We start from the raw sequence: 24,393 nt of genomic DNA, 5'->3' as shown, positions 1-24,393 counted from the left end.
GTGGCCTTTTTTCCTATACGCAATTTTGGTAGTTTATTCTCCCGGGTTTTGCTCTATAATTGTTGATGGACTTGTATTTTTTAGTAGGGAAGGAGCCGATCTTTGCAAAAGGAATATCGTCTGAAAAGACGAAACGATTTCAGAAAGGTATTTCAAGCGGGGCAATCCGTCGCCAATCGGCAGTTTGTCGTTGTGATGCTCGGCCGCAAGGCGGAGGGGCCGCCGCGGATCGGGATCTCTGTCAGCAAAAAAGTGGGGAAAGCGGTTGTGCGCAATCGCATTAAGCGTTTGGTCAAGGAAGTAACCCGGCATTTTATCCCTTATCTCCATCCGAAAACGGATTATGTGATTATCGCCCGCATTCCGGCGGCGCAAATGGATTATAAGCAAGTGAAAGCGAGCCTCCTTCACGTTTTCCAGAAGGGGAAGTGCTTTGTCACGAAACCCCCGAAGTAAACCGCATCAAGGGGGAATGGCAATGAAATGGATTGCCCTCGGTCTCATCCATTTTTACCGACGCTTTCTTTCACCGCTGAAACCGCCCGTATGCCGGTTTGTGCCCACTTGTTCGGAGTATGCGCTGATCGCCATTCAAAGGCATGGTTTTGTTTACGGAGGTTGGTTGACGCTGAGGCGGCTTCTCAAATGTCATCCCTTTCACCCGGGGGGATTTGATTATGTGCCGGAAAAACGACAGAAACGGCCAGATAGATTCCACAGTGATCGAAGCTCAAAATGAGGAGGGAATTCCCTTGTTAAAACGCAGGCGTTGGATCGCCGCAGTACTGCTGCTCGTGCTTTCTGTGGTGATGCTGTCGGGGTGTTCGACGAACCCGGGACAATACAAAATTGACCGCGCGCATCCATCTTGGTTTGAACAGATCTTGGTCATTCCGTTATCCGACTTGTTAGATTTGTTTAAAGACTGGCTCGGGAACTACGGATTATCCATTCTGGTTGTAACCTTTCTGGTTCGCCTGGTGATTCTCCCGCTGACGTGGAAGCAGCAGAAAAGCGCCAAGGCCATGCAGGAATTGCAGCCGCAGCTGACCAAACTGCGGGAGAAATATAAAAACAACCAGCAGAAACTGCAAGAAGAGACGATGAAGCTGTTCCAGAAGCACAATGTGAATCCGATGGCCGGTTGTTTGCCGTTGCTGATCCAGATTCCCGTATTGCTGGCTTTTTATCGTGCCATCATCGGAAACGCACATATCGCCCATTCCAGCTTTTTGTATCTGCAGCTGGGCAAAGCGGATCCTTTTTATATTTTGCCGCTGCTCGCCGCCGTGACGACATATTTGCAATTTATTTCGACCGGCGCCGGTGCCAATCCGCAGATGAAAGTAATGGTCTGGGTGATGCCGGTAATGATTTTCTTCCTCGCTTATCAGTTCCCTGCAGCGCTTTCCCTGTACTGGGTGGGCGGAAACATCTTTACGATTCTGACGTACCTGCTGTTTTTCAATAAGATGAAGAAAAGCAACGTGACCCAGGAAGGAACCGTCCGTTGAACAAACTGATCGTCGAGGCGGGAACGGTTGAAGAAGCCGTCGCCCAGGCGCTCAAACAGTTAGGCGTTTCTCGTGAGCGTCTTCGCGTTCGGGTGGTGGAAGAGGCGAGCAGGGGTTTTTTGGGGTTGTTTGGCCGTCGCCCGGCTAAAGTTGAAGTGGAAGTGATGGAAGATCCGGCGGAAAAAGCCCGTGCCTTTTTGCAGGGGTTGCTGCAACGGATGGGGGCGGACGCAACGGTGGAAATCACGACTTCAGCGAAAAAGGGGTTTGTCACCATCACGGCTCGGGAGGAGCAGACAGGTGCGCTCATCGGCCGGCATGGACAGACACTGGAAGCAATGGAACTCCTCGTCAACCTCGCAGCCAATCGCCGTGAGGAGAAGCCGGTGCGATTTGAATTGGATATCGACGGCTATCGGGAGCGGAGACGCAAAGCGTTGGCTGAGTATGTGATGAAGATGGCGGCCAAGGCAAGGCAGACACGCCAGGAGGTCCGGTTATCCCCGATGCCGGCCAATGAACGGAAGTGGGTTCACCAGACGATCAAGAAAGAACCGAATCTGAAAACGGTGAGCCGTGGAGAAGAACCCAACCGCTCGGTGGTGATCTATTGGCAGGACTAACCTGATGAAGGAATTGGTTGTCTCTGGACTGCCACTTACTTCAGGATACAAACGTCGGGTAAATCCGGCCCGGTATCTCCCCTGTTTCAGGGGAGTTTTTTCATACCCTGTTTTTGCCTGGCAGTTGGCGGTGTGCTAAGATTAGATTCGAGGTGACACTATGGATACCGATACGATTGCTGCGATCTCAACCCCGATGGGCGAAGGGGGCATCGCGGTCATCCGTGTCAGCGGACCGGAGGCGGTGTCGATCGCGGATAAAATATATAAGGGAAAGAAGAGTTTGGCCAGTGTGCCGAGCCATACGGTAAATTACGGTTTTATCATTGACCCGGAATCGAAAGAGAGAATTGATGAGGTTTTGGTAACCGTGATGAGAGCCCCGCGTACATTTACCCGGGAAGATGTGGTGGAAATCAGCTGCCATGGCGGAATGATTCCCGTCGAGCGGACTCTTGAGGCGCTGCTGGCGACAGGGGCCCGCCTGGCCGAACCGGGCGAATTTACAAAAAGGGCCTTTTTAAACGGGAGAATCGATCTTTCACAGGCAGAAGCAGTGATGGATCTGATTCGGGCCAAAACGGATCGCGCTGCCAAAATGGCGTTGGGCCAGCATGAAGGCAGGCTGTCGCGGATGATCAACCGGCTGCGCAACGAAATTTTGGAAGTGCTGGCTCATCTGGCGGTCAATGTGGATTATCCCGAATATGATGCCGAGGAAATGACGGCGAAGCTGTTGCGCGAACGGGCGCAAGAGATCGAACGGGAGATCGAGCGCCTGTTGAGTACCGCGCGCCAGGGCAAAATCATTCGTGAAGGAATCCACACTGCGATCGTGGGCAGACCCAATGTCGGCAAATCTTCGCTCATGAACGCCCTGACGCAGGAGAACAAGGCGATTGTAACCGATATCCCCGGGACCACCCGGGACGTGATCGAAGAATATGTCAATGTCAGGGGAATTCCGCTGCGTTTATTGGATACTGCCGGAATTCGCGAAACCGAGGATGTGGTTGAACGGATCGGTGTGGAGCGTTCCCGGCAGGCGCTGGAACAGGCCGACCTGATCCTGTTGGTTCTCAATTACGCGGAACCGTTGAACGAAGAGGATCGCCGGCTGCTCCAATGGGTGCGGAATCATACGGCACTGGTTATTGTCAATAAAACGGACCTGCCGCGGAAATTGGATCTTGATCAGGTAAGGGAGCTGTCCGGGGATCTGCCGATCATTACGACCTCATTAAAGGAAGAACGCGGAATCGAAGATTTGGAAGAAGCGATTTCACGGCTGTTTAAGTTGGGAAAAGTCGACATGGCGGATGGAACTTATGTCAGCAATGCCCGCCATATCCATCTCCTCAAAAAAGCGCTGGAGAGCGTGCGGGAAGTTTTGAATGGAATTGATGCCGGCATGCCGTTGGATATGGTGGAAATAGACTTGAAAAACGCCTGGCAGTTTCTGGGTGAAGTGATTGGCGATGCGGTGGCCGAAGATTTGATTGATCAGATTTTCTCCCAGTTTTGCTTGGGTAAATAAAGAGGTGAATCAAGGATGTCCTACCATGCGGGGAGTTATGATGTGATTGTGGTCGGAGCCGGACATGCGGGATGTGAAGCGGCATTGGCAGCCGCGCGAATGGGGTGCTCCACCTTGCTGTTGACGATCAGCCTCGACATGATCGCCTATATGCCATGCAATCCGTCGATCGGCGGCCCGGCCAAGGGGCATGTCGTCAGGGAAATCGATGCGCTGGGCGGTGAAATGGGGAAAAATATCGATAAAACCCATATTCAAATGCGCATGTTGAATACGGGAAAAGGACCGGCCGTTTATGCACTGCGGGCGCAGGCAGATAAAGTTTTGTACCAGCGGGAGATGAAAAAAACGCTGGAAACCACGCCAAATCTTGAGCTGATCCAGGGCATGGTGGAGAGGCTGATCGTGGAAAACGGGGTCTGCAAAGGGGTGGTGACGCGCACCGGCGCCCATTATACCTCCAAGGCAGTGGTGCTCACAACCGGAACCTATCTGCGCGGAAAGGTGATTATCGGGGATCTCTCGTATGAGAGCGGGCCCAATAACCAGCAGCCGTCGGTTAATCTGGCCCATCATCTCATAGAGCTGGGATTTGAAATGGTGCGGTTTAAAACGGGAACACCGCCCCGGGTAAACCGGAAATCGATTGACACCAGCCAGATGGAAATTCAGCCCGGCGATGAAGAGCCGCGTGCTTTCTCTTATGAGACGACCCGGTTTATCACAGACCAACTGCCTTGTTGGCTGACCTATACCAATGAAAAAACCCATCGTCTCATCCAGGAGAATCTCCATCGTGCCCCGATGTACTCCGGAACGATCGAGGGTCGCGGCCCCCGCTACTGCCCTTCGATTGAGGACAAAATCGTGCGCTTCGCCGACAAGGGCCGCCATCAGATCTTTATCGAACCGGAGGGCCGGGAGACCGAAGAGATGTATGTGCAGGGCTTATCCACCAGTCTGCCGGAAGATGTCCAGCTGAAGATGCTCCACACCATCAAGGGATTGGAAAAAGCGGAAATGATGCGTACCGGTTATGCGATTGAATATGACGCCATCGTTCCCACGCAGCTTTGGCCATCGCTGGAAACCAAGCGGGTGGAAGGACTGTTTACCGCCGGGCAGCTCAACGGCACGTCCGGATATGAAGAGGCAGCTGCGCAAGGCATTATGGCTGGAATCAATGCAGCCAGAAAAGTTCAGGGGAAAGATCCGGTGATTCTCGACCGGTCCCAGGCCTATATCGGCGTCCTGATCGATGACCTGGTCACCAAAGGGACCAATGAGCCTTATCGCCTTTTGACATCAAGGGCGGAGTACCGTCTGCTCTTGAGGCATGATAACGCTGATCTTCGCCTCACCGATCTCGGCTATGAGCTCGGTTTGATTTCTGAGGAACGGTATCGCCGCTTTACCGCCAAATGTGAAGCGATCGAAAAAGAAATTGCCCGTTTACGCGAAACGAAGGTACGTCCGACCGAAGAGGTTCAATCGATTTTGGAAGAGATGGGAACCTCGAGAATCAACAATGCCGTGCCGCTGGCCATGCTGATCAAACGGCCGGAGCTCGGCTACAAGGAAATCGCCCGGATGTCTCCGCCACCGGAACCGGTTGCGCCGGATGTGGCGGAACAGGTGGAAATCCAGCTGAAATACGAAGGTTACATCAAAAAGGCGTTGCAACAGGTAGAGAAAATGCGCCGCATGGAGGAAAAGCGGATTCCGGATTGGGTGGATTACGGGAAAATTGCCGGCATTTCCTCTGAGGCGCGGGAAAAGCTGGAACAAGTGCGTCCGATCTCGCTGGGGCAAGCGTCGCGCATTTCCGGAGTCAACCCTGCGGATATCTCCATTTTGATGGTGCATATCGAGCAAAATGGAAAGGCTTATGCGAAGTGAAACTTGGAGGGAACACGGTGCAGGAACATGGAGAGTGGTTGCAGCAGGCGGTCTCGGAATGGGGGCTTATCCTTTCGGATCAACAGCTCAGGCAGTTTGCGCAGTATTTCGAGCGACTCGTGGAGACCAACAAAGTGATGAATCTGACGGCGATCACTGAACCGCGGGAGGTTTATGTCAAGCATTTTTATGATTCTTTGCTGTTGGCGAAGAGTTTGGATATAAAAGAGGTTGATTCGCTGATCGATGTGGGGACCGGTGCAGGCTTTCCGGGGATTCCGCTGAAAATCGCATTTCCCCATCTCCGGCTGGTGCTGTTGGATTCGCTCAAAAAGCGCGTTCAGTTTTTGCGGGAAACGGCCGACGCACTCGGCCTGAAAGAAGTGGAATGCGTTCATGGCCGTGCGGAAGACCTGGCAAAACAGAAGGGGTATCGCCAGTCTTTTGATTTGGTGACGGCGAGGGCCGTGGCCAGATTAAATGTCCTGGCGGAGTACTGTTTGCCATTTGTCAAAGTCGGAGGATATTTCGTATCGATGAAAGGGCCTTCCGTGGGCGAGGAGATAACGGAGGCCAAACGGGCGCTGTTTATCTTGGGCAAGACAACGGTGGAGAGAGAAGAGTTTCAGTTGCCGGAGGGAATGGGAACGAGGAATATTCTGATCATGAAAAAGCGGGATCAGACGCCCAAGGCGTATCCGCGTAAAGCAGGAACGCCCGCAAAGCAACCGCTGGTTTAAGTTCACATTCGCTTTTAAAAAAGGAAGCCGGATCTCCCTTTGTTCAGAGACGACGGCTTCCTTTTTTATCCGAGGTTATTGATCAGATTGTGCAGTCCGCGCAAAGCGATTTTCCTTTTTTCGACCTTGTCGATCTCCTGCCGTTTGCGGCTGTTTTGCGAGAAAGGGGTCATGAATTCCTCCCAGGAATTATAGCCGCCATAAGCATCCTCGAATTCAATATCGTCCCTTTTTAAACTGGAATCCCCCTCTTTCTCGGGTTCATCTTCGGGCTCGCGGCCAAACGGCTGAATCGTAGGCTGTCCGTTGGGGAACAGGCTGTGATCTTCTTCCTGGGGTGTCTCTTCCCAAAAAATGCTGGCGGGACGGTTAAGTTCTTTTTTTTCCCTTTGCTCAGTCAAAGATTGCAGACGCGCTTTTTTTTGGTTGCGGGAACGCCGTCTGGGAGAGAACGGTTCCAGCGGGAAAACATCTTGTTCCTGGTTGGCTTGTTCATTTTTGTCCGATTCGTATGAGTCGGAATCAAAGGATGTCCGGCTTGAAAACGGGCGTGGCTCAAAGGATGGATCATAACCATTTTGTTCATATTGCTGCGATTCAAATGGTTGCTGCCCCGTTTGGTTTGGCTGGTTTCTTTCGCCCGGATAGGCAAACGGCTTGAACATCGGGTCCTGAAAAAAGCCGGAGTCTTGGAAGAAATCATTGTCGAAGCTTTTGGAAATGGAGTCTTCCGCTTCTTCTTCCTCGTGGTCGGATTCACTGACTCCTTGCATGCGATGGTTTTCAGTCAACCGTTTGCGCAATTTCAATTCCCGTTCCCGATAAACCGGGGGAGTCTCTGAATCAACCACTTCGTCTTTTTGTTCAAAATCTTCCTGGAGGCCATTTCTCCCGTCGTAATAAGGGGTTTCTTGCCAACCGGAAACGGGTTCATCCTTGCTCTCCTCATCCTCTAACTTGATTCGCTCAAGATGATAGATGGGATATTCTTCTTCCATCTCCGGTTGCTCTTGAAAAGAGAATCTGTTTTTGTGGCGTCTGAATGCTTTTTTTCTCCGGGATCGTTCATTAAGAAACGGGTAAGGGGATACATACTCCACCTGTTGTGCTTCCAGCACTTCCGGATCTTCTCCGTCGGACAGTGAACCGATCGGGGAGAAAGGTTCAGGGGTGGAGGTTTTGCTCTCCTGTACCGATTCTCCTAAGGCGGGTTGCTGCACTTGGAACGTATAAGTGGTCGTTTCACCAAAAGGCGTTTGCAAAGTCTGCTTTTGGGAATAAATGCATCCGTCCGCATTCGCGTGCATAAAGCTGCCGGTCTGTGAGGAGGAATCGCCGTCCGGACTGGTTTGCTGGCCTATTTGCTGGCTGACCATCGTCGTCAGCATCTCTGCTGTCAAATGAATATAAAGGGGGTTCAACCCCTTTTCCTTCAAGGCTTCGACTGATGCCTGGCCTGATTTTCCCGTACCGATCACAATACAATCATACCGGGATTCAAACTGTGACATACACTCCCCCTCCTTTTGCTGACTCCGGCTGTGCCTGTTGTTCCATTTGCATTGGAAGGGGCACAGCACTCATTTGTCAAAATTTTTCCCAAATGGTTGATAAGAAGTGAGCCCCCCAGGGTCACCCATGGGGGGAACAGGGATTACTTTTTCGCTTTCGCCTCTTTTTTGCTTTCACCCAGGGCATCTGGGACGGAGAATTCTTGTTGAATCGAAGCAGCTGCTTCAAGCATTTCTTTAGTCGGAACGGTTCGCGCTTTGGATTGGGCGAACTTGCAAAGTCCGAAACCATTGGCAAATTGTGCTTCAATGCCATAATCTTCAGCAAAGATGAGCTTGTCGCCGAAGCGTTCGCGGTAGAAAGGTTTAAACGGAATCGAAGCACCGCCGGTCAGGATGATATAGGTAATGTCATCGCCGTAGTCGAGCCGGTTCCAAACTTCTTCCACCAAAGCTTCCCCGACTTCCCTGATGCATTCCTGGACGATGGGGCTGACGTCGTGCGTTTTTCCTTTGAAGCTGATTTCACCTGAACGAACAATGCGCGGCAGGCTCCAGATCGGATATTCCTTCCCGTGACCGTCCGGGTCTGCATTGCGTGTAAAATCGAGCAGGCGTTTTGCCAGGGTGTGATAAACATTCAGCATCGCGTGACGCGACGTGAAGCTTTGGCGTTTAATGATCGTTTCTCCGTGCAATGTTTCGATATCGGATGTGCCAAAGCCAAGGTCGTTGATGCTTACTTTTTGAATGAACAAATCTTCGTTTAACAGTTTGCCTTCACGGTCGAGGGCGATATGGAACAAGGTGGCCATCGGCTGGCTGATTACGAAGAGATTTTCCCGCTTAATTTCAAATTCGATTTTGCGCCAGGGGAGGTTTCCTTGTTTCACTTCAAAACTGTGTTTGCCCACCAGACGGCGTTTCAACTCATCTTTGTAGTCGATGTAGCTGTCGGTTGGCAATGCGACGGATACAACCGGTTCGGTGCTTCCTTGCAGCATGAGGCCGGTGCTGACGCGGAACATGATCAGATATTCTTGTTCACGGAACCAGGTTGGGCTGAACAGACGACGCTTGTGGGAGTCGAACAATTCGTCATCGCCGGCTTGCTCGATGGCCAGCTTGCCGCAGAACCATTCGCGATCCCCTTCGCGCTCGCGGTACATAATATTGTGAGGGTCATTATTATAAGTGATTTCACCGACACGGTTTGGTACGACCATGTTACGGATAAACATTTTATAAAACTTTCCGTTGGCACGGGTAACCACTTTTGTTCCGTAATAACCCTGGTCATTCCCTATGTATACAGGTGCACTCATTTTTCAGATATCCTCCTCAAGTGAATGAAATCCCCTTCTTCCCACGATTCTATCAATTGTGAAGCCCAAGGGTCAACATAGAATGACCAATAACGACAAAGTTCTTCAAATATCGTCGATTTTCGGATCAGAGAAGGAGTTTGGGCTGTGAAAGTATTTGCAGACCGGGCGCGATCCCCCTTAAACTGCCGAGTTTCCGGTCTGTGACAATCCTCGAAAATTTGACGCGTTTCAGCCGGGGAACGCAGATGAATGGTTAATGTTCCACGTGGAACAAAGAACTCTGTTGTGCGGATCAGTCCAAATGCAGGAACGGGAGCCGGATGGGCATATTCTTACAAAACGATGACAGTTCATATCTTGATTTTCGATCTTGATCAGGAGATTAGGAGGTAGATGGTAATCGGCAGCGAAATGGTAATAATAAGTGGCCCGGCGTCAGAAAGGTGCGGAATTCAAATCATCGGCGGTAAGGTTGGGTCTTTGAATCCTGGAAAATACGTGCGTCCATCGTTTTACGCCATCCATTTACGCCCGTTTTGAAATAGGTTTCCAGACTAAGGTGGTGGCTGTGTTGATGAAAGAGTCGTTTTCGCGACTGTTTGGTCTGGTTGAGAAGGAAACCGACCAGATTAAACAAATTTCTGTGGAGGCAATTGTCCCTAGCCCTTATCAGCCTCGCACATTGTTTCACGAAGAACGGATAGATGAGCTCTGTCAAACGATTCGTGTCCATGGTGTGATTCAGCCGATTGTCGTTCGCCGCAAGGGTCAGGGATATGAATTGATTGCGGGAGAAAGGCGGCTGCGGGCGGTTAAAAAGTTGGGGATGACGACCGTGCCCGCAGTGATCCGGGATATGTCCGACAGCCAGGCGGCTTCTGCCGCACTGATTGAAAATCTTCAGCGGGAAGGGTTGACTGCGATTGAAGAGGCTCATGCCTATCAAAAACTGATTGAGCTGCACCAATTGACGCAGGAGAGCCTGGCGCAACGCCTCGGCAAAGGACAGTCCACGATTGCGAACAAGTTGCGCTTGTTGCAACTTCCCCAAGCCGTTCAGGAGGAATTGCTGAAACGGACCATAACCGAACGGCATGCCCGCTCCCTGTTGGCCTTGAAAGAACCGAGCCGGCAATTGGAAGTGCTGAAAGAGATTTTGGAACGGGACTTAAATGTGAAACAGACCGAGGAACGGGTTCGGCGGTTGCTGGAGAAGGAGCCGGCCGCACCGAAAAAGAAAGGGAAACGAAAGTCCGTCTCTCGCGATTTCCGGATTGCCATCAATACCATTCGCCAATCGATCGATATGGTAAAGCAGACGGGGATGGATGTGTTGACTGATGAGAAGGATCATCAGGATTATGTGGAACTTGTCATCCGTATTCCCAAATAATTTGGTTCACTTGTCTGATTTTTTCCTTCCGTTGGAGAAAAACGTTCATTAAAATAAAGAAAGGATCGAAATGTAATATTGAGGCAAAAACGCCTCTTTTTCTTTATTTTTGCGCTGCTCCCTGCTTGTTTCGGGAGAAGGGGAGGAGCCGTTCAGCGGATCTTTTTCTTCTTGTTGAGTCAGGTGTCTGAATGAATCCGTTCGGGAAAAGGGCATCATTTGTCAAACACCACCCCCGGGATTTGGATGGGACAAAACCAGGAGGGGATTGGTGCTTCGCTGATGACCATTTGAAACGCGGGAAGGTCAGGGGGGGAACCCTGCGCCCTCGACTGCAAAAACTTTCAGAAAAGGAAGAGGCCGCAGTTCCGATGTCGCCTCGGAGATGGAATGCAAGAGCGGTTTGGGGTCTGGTTAAAGGAAAAGAGGTGGAAAAATGGGAAAAGTGATTGCGATTGCGAATCAGAAAGGGGGCGTCGGAAAAACGACGACGTCGATCAATTTGTCTGCCGGCATCGCCTCTCTCGGAAAACGGGTTTTAATTGTTGATATTGATCCGCAGGGAAATACGACCAGTGGACTTGGCATCAATAAGGGCGATGTCGAACGCTGTGTCTATGATGTTTTGATGAACGAGGCACCGGTCGAGGAAGTGCTGATTCCATCGATCGTCGAAAATCTCTATGTGATTCCGGCGACTATTCAACTGGCGGGGGTTGAAATTGAATTATCGCAGGCCATCTCACGGGAACTGCGGCTGAAACGGGCATTGCAATCAGTGAAACAGGATTTTGATTATATTTTTATCGATTGTCCTCCATCACTGGGGATTATTACATTAAATGCGTTAACCGCAGCCGAATCTGTCCTCATTCCGATTCAGTGTGAGTTTTATGCTCTGGAAGGATTGGGACAGCTGTTGAATACGATTCGCATTGTGCAAAAACACTTAAACAAAAACCTGGGAGTGGAAGGCGTTGTGCTGACCATGTTCGATAGCAGAACCAATTTGTCCGTTCAGGTGATGGACGAAGTGAAAAAGTACTTTCAGCAAAAGGTTTACCGGACAGTGATCCCGCGAAACGTTCGGCTCAGTGAGGCACCAAGCCACGGGAAGCCGATCATCACATATGATCCGAAATCGCGTGGTGCTTTATGCTATAACGAACTGGCGAAAGAAGTGGTGATGCAAAATGAGTAACAAAGGCCTCGGACGAGGGCTTGGCGCTTTGTTTCAAGTGGATGTGACGACAGAGGAGGATCATGTTCACGAGGCGGAAATAACGGATTTGCGCCCGAATCCCTATCAGCCGCGCAAACATTTTGATGATGAACTGCTGCAGGAATTGACCGAATCGATTAAACAGCATGGAATAGTCCAACCATTGGTTGTGAGAAAAAGCATTCGCGGCTATGAAATTGTCGCAGGAGAGCGCCGTTTTCGCGCTGCCAAAGCGGCCGGGCTGACGAAAGTTCCGGTGGTCGTTCGTGAGTTTACAGACGATCAGATGATGGAGATTGCGCTTGTTGAGAATTTGCAACGGGAAGATCTCAATCCGATGGAAGTGGCCCACGCCTATCAGAAATTGATGAAGCATTTGTCGGTTACCCAGGAAGAATTGGCAGAACGAGTGGGAAAAAGCCGTCCCCATGTCGCCAATTTTTTGCGTTTGCTGCAATTGCCGCCGCAAGTTCAAGATGATGTTTCACGTGGAACATTGTCAATGGGACATGCCCGGGCGCTTCTGGGCGTAAAAGATGCGGATTTGCTCATCAAGCTGGCGGAGAAGGTGAAAAAAGAAAAGCCAAGTGTACGCCAGCTGGAGGAATGGGTGCAACAGCTCAATCAGACAATGCCCAAGAAAGAACGGAAAAAGAGCAAAGAAAAATTGGACCCGCAGATTAAACACTATGAAGATCTGTTGCAGCAAGTTTTCAGTACGCCGGTTCGCATCAAGCACGGGCGGAAAAAAGGGAAAATCGAGATCGAGTATTATTCCGATCGGGAGTTGGAACGGCTGATTGAATTGTTAAATCAAGAAAGAGTGGTCGGAGGAAGGTAGGCGGCGCAGGCAGTGAGCGGCTTCATTGATGAATACGAGTTTAACCGGGTCCTTGAAGGGACCCTTCTGTCTTTTACTTGACCGGAGATGATTTTATCTTAAACTTTTCATCATCGTGAAAAGGAGGAATCCGACATTGATTTATCTTGATAATGCTGCTTCCACATGGCCCAAACCTCCAGGGGTTTCTGATGCTGTTAAAAAGGCCATCGATGAGTTTGGTGCCAATCCGGGGAGGGGAGGCCACCAGCTGGCGGTAAAAGCAGCGCAAACGATTGAAGAGACTAGGGAGAAACTTGCCCGGCTGTTTGGGGTGCGGGATCCGAATCATCTGCTCTTTTGCCAGAATACGACCCATGCTCTGAATATGGCCATTAAGGGCATCTTAAAGCCGGGAGATCATGTGATCATCACGGCATGGGAGCATAATGCGGTGGCACGCCCCGTCTATTGGCTGGAAAAAGAAGCAAAGGTTGAGGTTACGGTTGTGGACGGAAAGGATGAACGCGCAGACTGGACCTCTTTGCTGGAGGAGCAAATTCGCAAGGAAACACGGATGCTGATTACGATTCACGGCTCCAATGTGACAGGGGAAGTTTTACCGATTGCGGAGCTGGGCGAGATGGCGAAAAAGCATGGCATTCTCTATTTGGTTGATGCGGCGCAAACGGCGGGATTACTCTCTTTTCATTTGGATGAAATGCCGATCGACCTGCTTGCTTTTCCCGGACATAAAAGCTTGTTTGGCCCGCAGGGAACGGGCGGGCTTTACGTAAAACCGGATGTTCCCTTGCAACCCCTGCTTCAGGGCGGGACGGGAAATCGATCGGAAGAAGTGGAGCAGCCGTTGGAACGTCCTTACGGATATGAGAGCGGAACTCCCAATACCCCCGGGATTGCCGGGCTTGGGGCAGGAATCGATTTTATTATGAAAACAGGATTGAGAGAGATTTACCGGCATGAACAGGAGTTGACCCGTCAGCTGTGGGAAGGATTGCAAGCGATTGAAGGTGTCACGGTTCTGACTTCCGCTGCACCCGCATTGCCGATTGTTTCATTTACTATGGAAAATGCGGATGGAATTGAGGTGGCGACGATCCTCGACCAGCATTATCAGATAGCAGTACGTGCCGGATTTCATTGCGCTGCGCTGAAACACCGAAGTCTGAAGACGGAGCATGGAGCTGTTCGGGTCAGTCCCGGATATTTCAATACAAAAGAGCAGATCACAGCCGTGATCGATGCGGTTCGGGAAATCGCCGCCGCTTTTAAATACGAGTGACTGATTTATTTCGGGAGGATGAAATTCGGAGGCGAGAGGAGTCAAACCAATGGCCATCCGCTCCCGGACGGTTGATCGGAGAAGATCTTTTGGCTTTTTTCGCGAAACGGACTGAAAGAAAAAAGAGGCTCTCATGCAAGTGAGAGCGAGGTTTGGTTTACCGCCCTGACGATCGAGTTGGAAATAATTTCGGCCATTTTCATGACCAAGCTCAGGCGGGTATTTTGTAAAACGAAATATTCCATAAATCCGGCCACGTTCACAATTCCTGTAATATGGATCTGGCCAACTTCCGGCAACTCTTTGTGCACTCCTGCCCCGGGTTTGACCGGCCCCAATCCTAACTGAATCTGTCCGACGCTTTTCAATTGACCCAGGCAGGCATCGATGGCCAGAACAGTAGCCGTACGATGTTCCTGATGCAGCATTTGCACGGTTTGTTCGAGGTTGAGCGCATGGACAGGCTCGTCCAATGTCCCGTAAACCGTGAGTGAACCCGGCATTTTTTGTTTGAGGAGTGTACCGACCAAAGGTCCGAGGGCATCACCGGTAGAGCGGTCCGTCCCGATACAGACACAAACGATTTCCGGGCTGGGCAGAAACCGGTGAAGAGCTAGTGCCAACTGAGTTGAGAACCTCTGGTCTGCCGCGGGATCAGTATATTCAACCCGAAATGGGAGAGGAGACAGAGACCGCTTCCGAATGGACGGAATTTCTCTCATTTATTCTTGACCTCCGCAAAAAACTCTTTCATAGTATACGGCTGTATTCGGAAAAATATACATTTGTCCATGAAAACGGCTGAAGAAAGAATCGAGGCTTTCTCACACCCTGCTGAAACAAAAAAGGCGGTGTGGAAATACATTCCCGAGCCGCTTAAACGGGTTGTCATCATTGGAGATGCCGGCAGCGGGGGCGGATAATGAATCTGCTGCCTGAATGAGTAAAATGGTTGAATTGGCGCAGGCCAGTTTCTATAATGTTAGCAATCAAAAAGGAGAGAGGGATCGCATTTGCAAAAAAAGGAATTTGGACTCGGGGATATTGTCGAGATGAAAAAACCGCACCCGTGTGGAACCAATGCCTGGAAAATCATCCGCATGGGTGCAGATATCCGCATGAAATGCACCGGATGTGAGCACAGTGTCCTTTTGCCCCGTTCCCGTTTTGAAAAGCGATTGAAGCGCATTCTGGTTTCTGCCGCACAAGAACGAGCTGAACGAGAGTAAGCCTCCGGCGGAGATCAACATGGTCACCGCCGAATGGAAAAGAAGGCGGCGGGATGCATGGAAGGAAATCGTGGTTTCCGCTATAATGAACAAGGGTTTGATTATGGGATTCGGAATTGGATCACGATGGAGGAGGAACGCAAAAAGTGGCGTTAGCAACTGGGATCGTGGGCTTGCCCAATGTAGGAAAATCAACATTATTTAATGCAATTACCCAAGCGGGGGCCGAATCGGCCAATTACCCTTTTTGTACGATTGACCCCAATGTCGGGGTGGTTGACGTGCCGGATGAACGTTTGATGAAACTGGCGCAAATCGTCAATCCGCAGCGGATTGTTCCCACATCATTTCAATTTGTGGATATTGCCGGACTGGTCAAAGGAGCGAGCCGCGGAGAAGGGTTGGGAAACAAATTTCTGTCCCACATCCGTGAAGTGGATGCGATTATTCATGTCGTGCGCTGTTTTGAAGATGAAAATATTACGCACGTAGCCGGAAAGGTTGATCCGGCCAGCGATATCGAAACAATTAACCTCGAGCTGGTGCTGGCAGATTTGGAAACAGTGGAAAAGCGGCTTGATCGGGTGGCCCGCCAGAAAAAGAGCGGGGATAAAGCGGCGATTGCCGAACACGGGATTTTAACCCGTTTGCAGCAAGCGCTGGCCGAAGGGAAACCGGCCCGTACCGTTAGCCTGGATCCGGATGAAAGGAAACTGATCAAGAGTTTAAATCTGCTTACGCTCAAAAATGTTCTCTATGCCGCCAATGTCAATGAGGGAGACCTGGCCAATCCGGAAGCCAATCCGTATGTTCAGATCGTCAAACGGATTGCTGCGGAGGAAGGAGCCGAAGTGGTGCCGATCAGTGCGCAAGTGGAAGCGGAAATCGCCGAACTTGAAGGGGAAGAACGGGCCATGTTTCTTGAGGAATTGGGTCTCTCCTCCTCAGGGCTGGATCGCTTGATAGCAGCCGCTTACCGTTTGCTCGGCCTGATCACATATTTTACCGCGGGCGAAAAAGAAGTCCGGGCCTGGACGATTCGCCAGGGCACAAAAGCCCCGCAAGCGGCCGGAGTGATTCATTCCGACTTTGAACGAGGGTTTATCCGGGCGGAAGTGATCGGTTACGAGGACTTGCTGAATGCCGGTTCCCTCGCGGCGGCACGGGAAAAAGGGTTATTGCGTTTAGAGGGAAAAGAGTATGTGGTCCGGGACGGGGATATTATGACGTTCCGATTCAATGTGTAAGCGGGAGACAATCAAAATCCCTTCCCGCCGTCGGCACGATTTTTAGAGAGCAAATCCGATTCAAACATTGATTTATTCCGGGCTGTTTGCTAAAATGTATAATCGTACATGTAGAGAGAATTCATGTTCTCCTTGCTCTGCGACAGGCAGGGCCGTACAGTCCAGAAGGAGGTGTGGAAGATGACTCACAACTATGAAATCATGTTCATCGTTCGTCCTGACGTTGATGAAGAAACCGTGAAAGCGTGCCGCGAAAAAGTGCAAGCAACCATCGCGCAACACGGCGGGGAAATCATCAACGCGGATGACATGGGTAAACGCCGTCTCGCTTACGAGATCGATTCCTACCGTGAAGGGATCTACACGGTTTATACATTCCGTGCGTCTGCCGATGTTGTGAAAGAACTTGATCATGTGGTTCGCATCAATGATAACTTCATGCGTCATATGATCATTAACATCGATGAAAAATAATCGCCTGTTTATTCGATAAATGAAGGTTGATCATGCAAAGGGGAGAGGTTATCCATGATAAATCGGGTCATCCTGGTAGGACGGCTGACGCGTGATCCGGAGCTTCGGTATACGTCGAGCGGTGTGGCCGTAGCGAGATTCAGCATTGCGGTTAACCGCAACTACACGAATCAAAACGGAGAACGCGAAGCGGATTTTATCAATATCGTCACTTGGCGGGGACTGGCCGAAAACTGCGCCAACTACCTCAGAAAAGGTTCTCTGGTCGGTGTGGACGGCCGTCTGCAGACCGGGAAATACGAGAATCAGGAAGGGCGTACGGTCTATACGACAGATGTCGTGGCCGATGATGTTCGCTTTCTTGAGCCGAAAAACCGCAGTGAATCCTCTGCTCCGGGCTTTGGTGGAAGCTCCTTTGGCGGGGGAAGCACTTACAACAAAGGAAACAAGCCGATGGATGACCCCTTTGCTGATGACGGACAACCGATTGATATCTCTGATGATGATCTGCCTTTCTAATCTGAACGTCTGAATCGCAAACAGGAAGGGGGAAAAGAGAATGGCTCGTCGCCGCGGAAACAAACGCCGCAAAGTCTGCTACTTTACCGTCAATAAAATCGATTACATCGATTACAAAGATGTAGACTTGCTGCGCAAGTTTATCAGCGAGCGTGGTAAAATTCTGCCGCGCCGTGTAACGGGAACCAGCTCCAAATACCAACGCCAGTTGACCCGTGCCATCAAACGGGCTCGTCAAATGGCTCTGTTGCCATACACCAATGATTGATCGCAAAAACAGGGGTGAGATTGATGCCCCTGTTTTTGTATAATAAGCAGGAAATCGGCTCTTTTATGTGGAAATTTCTCCTAAACTTGCAGTATTTTGGAGGAGTGCAACCATATGAGCCGGCCTGAACGGGGAGTGCAATTCGCCAAAAGCATAAAAGTGATTGATTGGTTGAAAACCGAGGTTTTGGACCAGATTGCCACCCTTTTTAAGGGGATTCATTATGCCAATCAGCACATGATCATAGATAGTTTATCCAGTTTGGCTATTTCCGTGTACGTGTTGGCGAGAAGAATGGGATTTTCTTTTCGGGAACTTGATCAAGCGGTTTCGCAGAAGCTGCGTGAACACGCCAGGGAAGGCCACCAGTTGGAAGAGTGGTATGGCGATTTGTCCTCTCTTGATGATTATTTAAACAAGAGGTGACATTCAATTTGCCGCAGGATCTGAAAGGGATCATAAAGGACGGCCTTCTTATGTCAGGGCTTTTTCTCTTATTGCTCGCCTCGCTCAGTATTTCCTTCATTCCCATGATCACCTTTTGGCTTCTCCCGCTGCCGTTTCTTTTGCTAAGCGTGAAAAGGCCTTCGGCAGCGCTGATCATTTCGCTCATCCCCTTGGGCGTGGCGTTTGTCTTTTTCCCCGCAATCTCCGCTCTGCTCGCCTTATTCGCATGGTTTATGGGAAGCATCATGGGGTATTGCTATCGCCATTCGGCAACGACAGGAGCCGATGTGGTGTTGAGCGGGGTTGCATCTGGGGCTGTTGGTTCCTGGGGATTTTTGTATGTGGGAGAATCATTTCATCTGTTCGATTGGGTAAAGGCGATTTGGCAGACAGAATCGCTTCGTATGGAAGAGATATTGCAGGAATCGGGAGCAGGGGCACAGGCGGTGGAGGCCTTATCGAATGGAACCATGGTCCCGCCTGTGTTTTTTAACCTTATCGGTCTTATGGCTCTCATCACCTTTTATACCGCCAGAAGCTGGTTGTCGCGTCAGGGATTTCAGAGAAAAACGTTGCCTGCTTTTCATGAGTGGCGGTTACCGAAGGTGTTTTTCTATTTTTACTTATTAACCCTTGTTGCTTTATACTTCTTTCCTTCCGTGGTTGGATTACACGGGGGGATCAGCGTTTTGACCATTTTGCATGAGCTGTTCCTGATCCAGGGATTTGGATTTATTCATTTTCTGTTGCACCGCAAGGGAAAAAGCGGAGGATGGCTGATCCTTTTGGTTCCAGTCTCAATCATTACGCCAATTTCGCTGTTGATCCAGTTTTTGGGCATGATTGATGCGGCGACATTGCTGCGTCAAAAATTATCCAAATGACAAGCGGTGGGGGATTTGAGATGGAAGAGATTGTTTTGGGAGCGGGAGTTGCTCTTAAAATGAACTAGGGTAAAATAAAAGTTGGATGCGACTGTAATTTGCCTTTGCAGGATTAGTTTGAGGGGATCGAATATGCCGAAATTTATTATACAACGATGGCACGGATATCACATGGTTTTTGCCATGTGTTTCAGTTTGATTTTAGTTGCTCTGCTTTCCACCTATCGCTGGATCTACGGGATTATGGGCCTTGTGTTTTTCGCCGTGCTGGCCCTGGTTTTATACAAGGCGGAACGCGCTTTTCGCAAGGACTTTTCCGAATATGTCTTAACGCTGTCCAATCGTGTGAAAAACGCGGGGCAGGCGGCGATGAACCAGATGCCGATCGGTGTACTCCTTTATGGCAGGGACGGACAGATAGAATGGCACAACCCTTTTGTCCCTCGGATGGTGAATCGGGAACGTTTGGTGGGGGAGAGTCTGGAAGAGATCTTCCCCGAACTGAAACGGTCGAAAGAGGAGGATGATCAGACGTTTCTGATCCAACTCGGGGATAAGGTTTACCAAGTGATCCATGAAGAAGAAGAGCGTCTCTTCTTTTTCCGTGACATCACCAGCCTGGAATCGCTGAAACAGCAGTTGCGCGATGAACAAACTGTATTGGGTTTGATCCACTTGGACAACTTTGACGAATCAGGCCAGGGGTTGTCCGATCAGGAGAGCACCTTGTTGTTGTCGAACGTGTCTGGAGCGATCTCGAAGTGGGCATTGGAATACGATATTTCCCTCAAACGAATTGATACGGACAAGATGTTTTTTGTCACGCACCACCGGTCGTTACAGCGATTGATGAAAACGCGTTTCGATATACTGGATGTCGTCAGGGAGATGACGAGGCAATACAAGATTCCGATCACGCTCAGCATCGGTGTGGCCAGCGTCGGAAAAAGCATGGTGGAGCGGGCGCAGAATGCCGCAGCCGCTCTTGATGTTGCCCTGGCCCGTGGTGGAGACCAGGCGGCTGTCCAGGAAGGGGAGAAAATCGTCTTCTTTGGGGGCAAGACGAATGCCGTTGAAAAACGGACGCGGGTGCGCGCTCGCGTCATTTCGCATGCGATGAGCAATTTGCTGCGGGACAGCAAGCGCGTCGTCGTGATGGGGCACACCCAACCGGATATGGACGCGCTGGGTGCGGCGATCGGCGTCTTGAAATTTGCACAGATTAATGATTGTGAAGCTTACATTGTCCTCGACGAGGAGAGCTCTTCGATTGAGCGTCTGTTAACCGCGATCAGGCAGCATGATTATCTGGGTGAATATCTCATTCATCCGGAAAAAGCGCTCGCCTGGGTTGAGGATCCCGATACCCTGTTGATTTTGGTCGACACGCACAAGCCGTCGCTGGTGATGGAACCGAAGCTGGTGGAGCGCGCCAAGCGCATTGTGATTATCGATCACCATCGCCGCGGAGAAGACTTTGTCAAAGACCCCGTCCTTGTCTATCTTGAGCCTTATGCATCTTCCACGAGTGAACTGGTCACGGAATTATTGCAATATCAGGATGGTCGCCTGGCGATGGATACGCTGGAGGCGACAGCCCTGTTGGCGGGCATTGTCGTTGATACTAAAAACTTTGCCTTTCGCGCCGGTTCCCGCACTTTTGAGGCGGCTTCTTTCTTGCGCAGACACGGGGCTGACCTGATGATGGTGCAATCCCTGTTGAAAGAGGATTTATCCCAGTATGTGAAACGGGCGGAGATCATCCGGAAGGCTGAAGTTTTGGACGGTGGGATTGCCGTTGCTGTTGGAGATGAGGAAGAAGAATATGATCAATTGCTGATTGCCCAGGCAGCCGATACCCTGCTCAATATGCGCGGGGTTCGCGCCTCGTTTGTCATCGGGAGACGTGAAGACGGTTTGGTCTCGATCAGCGCGCGTTCGCAGGGGGAAATCAATGTACAGCTGGTGATGGAAGCGTTGGGAGGCGGAGGGCATCTGACCAATGCCGCCTGTCAATTGAAGAATCTGTCGCTGGAAGAGGCGAAAGCACGTTTGGTTGACACATTAAAAGAAACAGTTGAAAGTGGGGGGCAGAAACGATGAAAGTGATTTTGCTCAAAGATGTGAAAGGAACCGGAAAAAAAGGGGAAGTCAAAGAAGTGGCCGAGGGTTATGCCCGCAATTATCTCATTCCCCGCAAGCTGGCAGTGATGGCGACGGAAGGAAATCTCAATTCGCTGAAAGACCAAAAACGGCGTGAGGAAAAACGGAAAGAAGAAGAGCGGATCGAAGCGAAGCGTCTGGGGGAAAAGCTGAGCGGGCTGACAGTCAAGTTAACGACCAAAACCGGCGAGGGCGGACGAATTTTCGGTTCCATCACTTCCAAGCAAATCAGCCAGGCACTCAAAAAGCAGTTTCAACTGGATGTGGACAAAAAGAAAATTCAGCTGGATGAACCGATTCGTACCCTCGGCGTGACAAAAGTGCCGGTCAAACTCCATCCTGAAGTGACGGCAGAACTTTCGGTGCAAGTGGTTGAAGAGTAAGCTCATGGCACTCCACTTGGAATGGAGTGCTTTTTTATGGCGATGGGAGGGATAACCTGTGAGTGATCTGTTTGCTGACCGTCTTCCCCCGTATAATCATGAGGCGGAGCAAGCGGTCCTCGGTGCGATCCTCATCGAACCGTCGGTTTTGATTTCGGTCAATGAGCGATTGCGCCCCGAGGATTTTTATCGCCAAGCACATCAACGTCTGTTCCAAGTGATGAATGAATTGGCTGAAAAAGGGGAACCGGTCGATCTGGTGACCTTGACTGCTGAACTGAGTGACCGCAAGCTGTTGGAGGAAGTGGGGGGCGTGCCCTACCTGAACGAACTGGCGGGTGTCGTTCCCACCGCGGCCAATGCGGAGTATTATGCCAAAATCGTTGAGGAAAAAGCGATTTTGCGGCGTTTGATTCGCACGGCAACGCAAATCGCCGCGACCGGATATTCCGGCAACGGGGATGTCAACGAGATATTGAATGAGGCGGAAAAACGGATTCTGGAGATCGCCGGACGTCGGGTTCGGGGAAGCGGCTTTATCCCCATCCATGATGTTTTGATGGAATCCTATGAGCAGATTGAGGCACAGCATTTCAATAAAAGCGGAATCAGCGGAACCCCCACCGGTTTTGTCGATTTGGATCGCATGACTTCCGGATTGAAGGGCTCGGAGCTAATCATACTGGCGGCCCGGCCCAGCATGGGGAAAACCGCATTTGCTCTGAACCTGGCGCAGAATGTCGGGGTGCGTGCGGGAAAAACAGTGGCTCTTTTCAGTCTGGAGATGTCCGCTTCCCAATTGGTGATGCGGATGCTGGCAGCGGAGGGAAACATTGATGCCCAAGGATTTCGCTCGGGGAATCTGAGTGAAGAAGATTGGGAAAAGCTGACAATGGCGATGAGTACGCTCAGTGAAGCCCCGATCTTTATCGATGACACTCCCGGTCTTACCGTTTACGATATCCGGGCCAAGCTTCGCCGGCTGCAGGCCGAACACGGGCTGGGACTGGTCGTGATCGACTACTTGCAGCTGATCACGGGCCGGGGAGGGGAGAGCCGCCAGCAGGAAATCTCCGAGATCTCCCGCTCGCTGAAACTGATCGCCCGTGAATTTGATGTGCCGGTCATCGCCTTGTCGCAGTTGTCCCGTGCGGTGGAACAGAGACAGGATAAGCGGCCGATGCTGTCCGATCTCAGGGAATCGGGTTCGATTGAACAAGATGCTGACGTCGTGGCCTTTTTATACCGGGATGATTATTATAATGAGGAATCGGAGAAAAAAAATATTGCCGAACTCATTATCGGGAAACAGCGGAACGGCCCGGTAGGAAAAGTGGAACTGCTCTTTCTGAAGAACTACAACAAATTTTTGAGTCTTGAGTTGCGGCAAAAGGAATTTGTCGAATAATTAAGCCGGAAAGTCAATATAACGTTCGTGTATTTCGTTGACTTATGTGTATTTAATTGTTAAAATGAGTTCGTTGAGTGAAAAATGTTCGGGAATTGTTTTTAATCCTTATTAGGAGGAACGAATCATGTCCACGGTCGTAGTGGTAGGAACCCAGTGGGGAGATGAAGGCAAAGGAAAAATCACTGATTTTCTGGCGGAAAAAGCAGAAGCGGTTGCTCGTTACCAAGGTGGAAACAATGCCGGCCATACCATCGTGTTTGGGGGAACCCGATACAAACTGCACATGATTCCCTCAGGTATTTTCTACAAAGAGAAGATCTGTGTTTTGGGCAATGGGATGGTCATCAATCCGGTGGCGCTGGTAAAAGAGCTCGATTACTTGGAAGAGCATGGCGTAAAGGCGGACAATCTCCGCATTTCCGACCGCGCCCATGTGATCATGCCCTATCACATTAAATTGGATTTGGCTGAGGAAAAAAGCAAGGGAGCCGGAAAGATCGGAACGACGGGGAAAGGAATCGGACCGGCTTATATGGACAAGGCTGCACGGGTAGGAATTCGCATCAGCGACTTGCTTGATCCGGAAGTATTCAAGGAAAAGCTGACCCGGAACCTTGAAGAGAAAAACCGCATTTTGGATCGCCTGTACGAGACCGAAGGGTGCAAATTTGAAGAAGTATATGAAACGTATCTCGCTTGTGCCGAGCGAATCCGCCCCTATGTGACCGACACGTCCGTCGTCTTAAATGACGCGATTGACCAGGGGAAACGCGTGCTGTTTGAAGGAGCGCAAGGGGTGATGCTGGATATCGACCAAGGAACCTATCCTTTTGTGACTTCTTCCAATCCGGTAGCCGGAGGCGTTTGCATCGGTTCAGGTGTCGGCCCGACGAAAATCCACCAGGTGATCGGCGTGGCCAAAGCTTATACCACCCGGGTGGGAGATGGCCCGTTCCCGACCGAACTGTTCAACGAGATCGGGGAGCAAATTCGCGAGGTTGGGCGTGAGTACGGAACGACGACCGGGCGGCCGCGACGCGTGGGCTGGTTTGATTCCGTCGTGGTGCGCCATGCCCGCCGGGTAAGCGGTATCACTGGTCTCTCCCTGAATTCGCTCGATGTGTTGACCGGACTGGATACGGTAAAAATCTGCGTCGCTTATGAATGCGAAGGGAAGCGGATTGAAAATTATCCGGCCAATTTGAACCTGTTGAAAAAATGCAAACCGATTTATGAGGAGCTTCCGGGATGGAAAACGGATATTACCGGGGTTCGCAGCTACAGTGATCTTCCGGAAGAAACCAAGCGCTATGTAGAACGGATTTCCCAACTGACAGGTATTCCGATTGCGATTTTCTCGGTAGGGCCGGACCGTGATCAAACGATCCAGGTTCGCCCTGTCTATGCGTAAAGAACTTCTGACTCATAAAAAAGCACCGGCCTTTTTGCATCAGCCGGTGCTTTTTTATGCCGTTTTA

General features: G+C 50.6%; 25 protein-coding genes. 22 read left to right on the top strand and 3 right to left on the bottom strand.

Annotation, left to right across the window (positions count from 1 at the left end; genetic code table 11):
• Positions 1-102: 102 nt before the first annotated feature.
• From rnpA to rsmG, 7 genes are all read left to right on the top strand, one after another.
• Positions 103-456: a ribonuclease P protein component gene (gene rnpA / locus I8U18_RS08625; RefSeq protein ID WP_033100489.1), complete on the top strand. Its 354-nt coding sequence runs from the start codon at positions 103-105 to the stop codon at positions 454-456.
• Positions 457-478: 22 nt separating this feature from the next.
• Positions 479-739, top strand: a complete 261-nt coding sequence (gene yidD, locus I8U18_RS08620) for a membrane protein insertion efficiency factor YidD (RefSeq protein WP_181735397.1) — start codon at positions 479-481, stop codon at positions 737-739.
• Between the two features lie 70 nt (positions 740-809).
• On the top strand, positions 810-1,514 hold the full coding sequence (locus I8U18_RS08615; RefSeq protein ID WP_052154118.1) for a YidC/Oxa1 family membrane protein insertase: 705 nt from the start codon (positions 810-812) through the stop codon (positions 1,512-1,514).
• Positions 1,511-2,137, top strand: coding sequence for an RNA-binding cell elongation regulator Jag/EloR (gene jag / locus I8U18_RS08610; protein ID WP_033100487.1), 627 nt, complete (start codon positions 1,511-1,513; stop codon positions 2,135-2,137). The genes I8U18_RS08615 and jag overlap by 4 nt, the downstream gene beginning before the upstream one ends.
• Before the next feature lie 160 nt (positions 2,138-2,297).
• On the top strand, positions 2,298-3,674 hold the full coding sequence (mnmE, locus tag I8U18_RS08605) for a tRNA uridine-5-carboxymethylaminomethyl(34) synthesis GTPase MnmE (RefSeq protein WP_033100486.1): 1,377 nt from the start codon (positions 2,298-2,300) through the stop codon (positions 3,672-3,674).
• A gap of 15 nt (positions 3,675-3,689) precedes the next feature.
• Entirely contained in the window at positions 3,690-5,573 is a 1,884-nt protein-coding gene (mnmG, locus tag I8U18_RS08600; protein WP_033100485.1) for a tRNA uridine-5-carboxymethylaminomethyl(34) synthesis enzyme MnmG, read from the top strand.
• Between the two features lie 17 nt (positions 5,574-5,590).
• Positions 5,591-6,313 carry a 16S rRNA (guanine(527)-N(7))-methyltransferase RsmG gene (rsmG, locus tag I8U18_RS08595; RefSeq protein ID WP_181735396.1) on the top strand — a complete coding sequence of 241 codons (723 nt, stop codon included), beginning with the start codon at positions 5,591-5,593 and terminating at the stop codon, positions 6,311-6,313.
• A gap of 65 nt (positions 6,314-6,378) precedes the next feature.
• Here the strand turns inward: rsmG and I8U18_RS08590 are convergent, their stop codons facing one another.
• Both I8U18_RS08590 and I8U18_RS08585 read right to left on the bottom strand, forming a co-directional pair.
• The gene (locus I8U18_RS08590) at positions 6,379-7,824 is read right to left on the bottom strand and encodes a hypothetical protein (RefSeq protein WP_198064688.1); all 1,446 of its coding nucleotides are present in this window, start codon (positions 7,822-7,824) and stop codon (positions 6,379-6,381) included.
• 143 nt (positions 7,825-7,967) lie between these two features.
• Positions 7,968-9,149: a ParM/StbA family protein gene (locus tag I8U18_RS08585; RefSeq protein ID WP_033100483.1), complete on the bottom strand. Its 1,182-nt coding sequence runs from the start codon at positions 9,147-9,149 to the stop codon at positions 7,968-7,970.
• Positions 9,150-9,720: 571 nt separating this feature from the next.
• Here I8U18_RS08585 and noc point away from each other — a divergent pair.
• From noc to I8U18_RS08565, 4 genes are all read left to right on the top strand, one after another.
• Complete coding sequence (noc, locus tag I8U18_RS08580) at positions 9,721-10,545, top strand: nucleoid occlusion protein (protein ID WP_033100482.1); 825 nt, start codon at positions 9,721-9,723, stop codon at positions 10,543-10,545.
• Between the two features lie 436 nt (positions 10,546-10,981).
• A complete protein-coding gene (locus I8U18_RS08575) occupies positions 10,982-11,746 on the top strand; it encodes a ParA family protein (RefSeq protein ID WP_198064687.1) in 765 nt (254 codons plus the stop codon).
• Positions 11,739-12,608: a ParB/RepB/Spo0J family partition protein gene (locus I8U18_RS08570; protein ID WP_033100480.1), complete on the top strand. Its 870-nt coding sequence runs from the start codon at positions 11,739-11,741 to the stop codon at positions 12,606-12,608. The genes I8U18_RS08575 and I8U18_RS08570 overlap by 8 nt, the downstream gene beginning before the upstream one ends.
• 136 nt (positions 12,609-12,744) lie before the next feature.
• Positions 12,745-13,890 carry an aminotransferase class V-fold PLP-dependent enzyme gene (locus I8U18_RS08565; RefSeq protein WP_198055583.1) on the top strand — a complete coding sequence of 382 codons (1,146 nt, stop codon included), beginning with the start codon at positions 12,745-12,747 and terminating at the stop codon, positions 13,888-13,890.
• A gap of 131 nt (positions 13,891-14,021) precedes the next feature.
• On the opposite strand, the gene yyaC is transcribed toward I8U18_RS08565, so the two are convergent.
• The gene (gene yyaC / locus I8U18_RS08560) at positions 14,022-14,612 is read right to left on the bottom strand and encodes a spore protease YyaC (protein ID WP_033100478.1); all 591 of its coding nucleotides are present in this window, start codon (positions 14,610-14,612) and stop codon (positions 14,022-14,024) included.
• A gap of 291 nt (positions 14,613-14,903) precedes the next feature.
• On the opposite strand from yyaC, the gene I8U18_RS08555 reads away from it, so the two are divergent.
• The 11 genes from I8U18_RS08555 (at position 14,904) to I8U18_RS08505 (ending at position 24,326) form a co-directional block, all read left to right on the top strand.
• Positions 14,904-15,119, top strand: a complete 216-nt coding sequence (locus tag I8U18_RS08555; protein WP_033100477.1) for a DUF951 domain-containing protein — start codon at positions 14,904-14,906, stop codon at positions 15,117-15,119.
• 146 nt (positions 15,120-15,265) lie between these two features.
• Positions 15,266-16,366 carry a redox-regulated ATPase YchF gene (ychF, locus tag I8U18_RS08550; protein WP_033100476.1) on the top strand — a complete coding sequence of 367 codons (1,101 nt, stop codon included), beginning with the start codon at positions 15,266-15,268 and terminating at the stop codon, positions 16,364-16,366.
• Positions 16,367-16,546: 180 nt separating this feature from the next.
• Positions 16,547-16,840, top strand: coding sequence for a 30S ribosomal protein S6 (rpsF, locus tag I8U18_RS08545; RefSeq protein ID WP_033100475.1), 294 nt, complete (start codon positions 16,547-16,549; stop codon positions 16,838-16,840).
• A gap of 54 nt (positions 16,841-16,894) precedes the next feature.
• Positions 16,895-17,359 carry a single-stranded DNA-binding protein gene (ssb, locus tag I8U18_RS08540; protein ID WP_033100474.1) on the top strand — a complete coding sequence of 155 codons (465 nt, stop codon included), beginning with the start codon at positions 16,895-16,897 and terminating at the stop codon, positions 17,357-17,359.
• A 40-nt stretch (positions 17,360-17,399) separates the two neighbouring features.
• Complete coding sequence (gene rpsR, locus I8U18_RS08535) at positions 17,400-17,627, top strand: 30S ribosomal protein S18 (RefSeq protein WP_033100473.1); 228 nt, start codon at positions 17,400-17,402, stop codon at positions 17,625-17,627.
• Between the two features lie 114 nt (positions 17,628-17,741).
• Positions 17,742-18,053, top strand: a complete 312-nt coding sequence (locus I8U18_RS08530) for a MazG-like family protein (protein ID WP_033100472.1) — start codon at positions 17,742-17,744, stop codon at positions 18,051-18,053.
• A 50-nt stretch (positions 18,054-18,103) separates the two neighbouring features.
• Positions 18,104-18,958, top strand: coding sequence for a DUF2232 domain-containing protein (locus I8U18_RS08525; RefSeq protein WP_198055582.1), 855 nt, complete (start codon positions 18,104-18,106; stop codon positions 18,956-18,958).
• Positions 18,959-19,090: 132 nt separating this feature from the next.
• A complete protein-coding gene (locus I8U18_RS08520) occupies positions 19,091-21,061 on the top strand; it encodes a DHH family phosphoesterase (RefSeq protein ID WP_198055581.1) in 1,971 nt (656 codons plus the stop codon).
• Positions 21,058-21,504, top strand: coding sequence for a 50S ribosomal protein L9 (rplI, locus tag I8U18_RS08515; protein WP_033100469.1), 447 nt, complete (start codon positions 21,058-21,060; stop codon positions 21,502-21,504). The genes I8U18_RS08520 and rplI overlap by 4 nt, the downstream gene beginning before the upstream one ends.
• Positions 21,505-21,562: 58 nt before the next feature.
• Entirely contained in the window at positions 21,563-22,912 is a 1,350-nt protein-coding gene (gene dnaB, locus I8U18_RS08510; RefSeq protein WP_033100468.1) for a replicative DNA helicase, read from the top strand.
• Positions 22,913-23,039: 127 nt separating this feature from the next.
• A complete protein-coding gene (locus I8U18_RS08505) occupies positions 23,040-24,326 on the top strand; it encodes an adenylosuccinate synthase (RefSeq protein ID WP_033100467.1) in 1,287 nt (428 codons plus the stop codon).
• Positions 24,327-24,393: the final 67 nt, after the last annotated feature.

The organism is Thermoactinomyces sp. CICC 10522, assembly GCF_016055075.1.
Lineage (GTDB): Bacteria > Bacillota > Bacilli > Thermoactinomycetales > Thermoactinomycetaceae > Thermoactinomyces_A > Thermoactinomyces_A daqus.
This window is presented reverse-complemented; position numbering and strand designations above follow the sequence as displayed.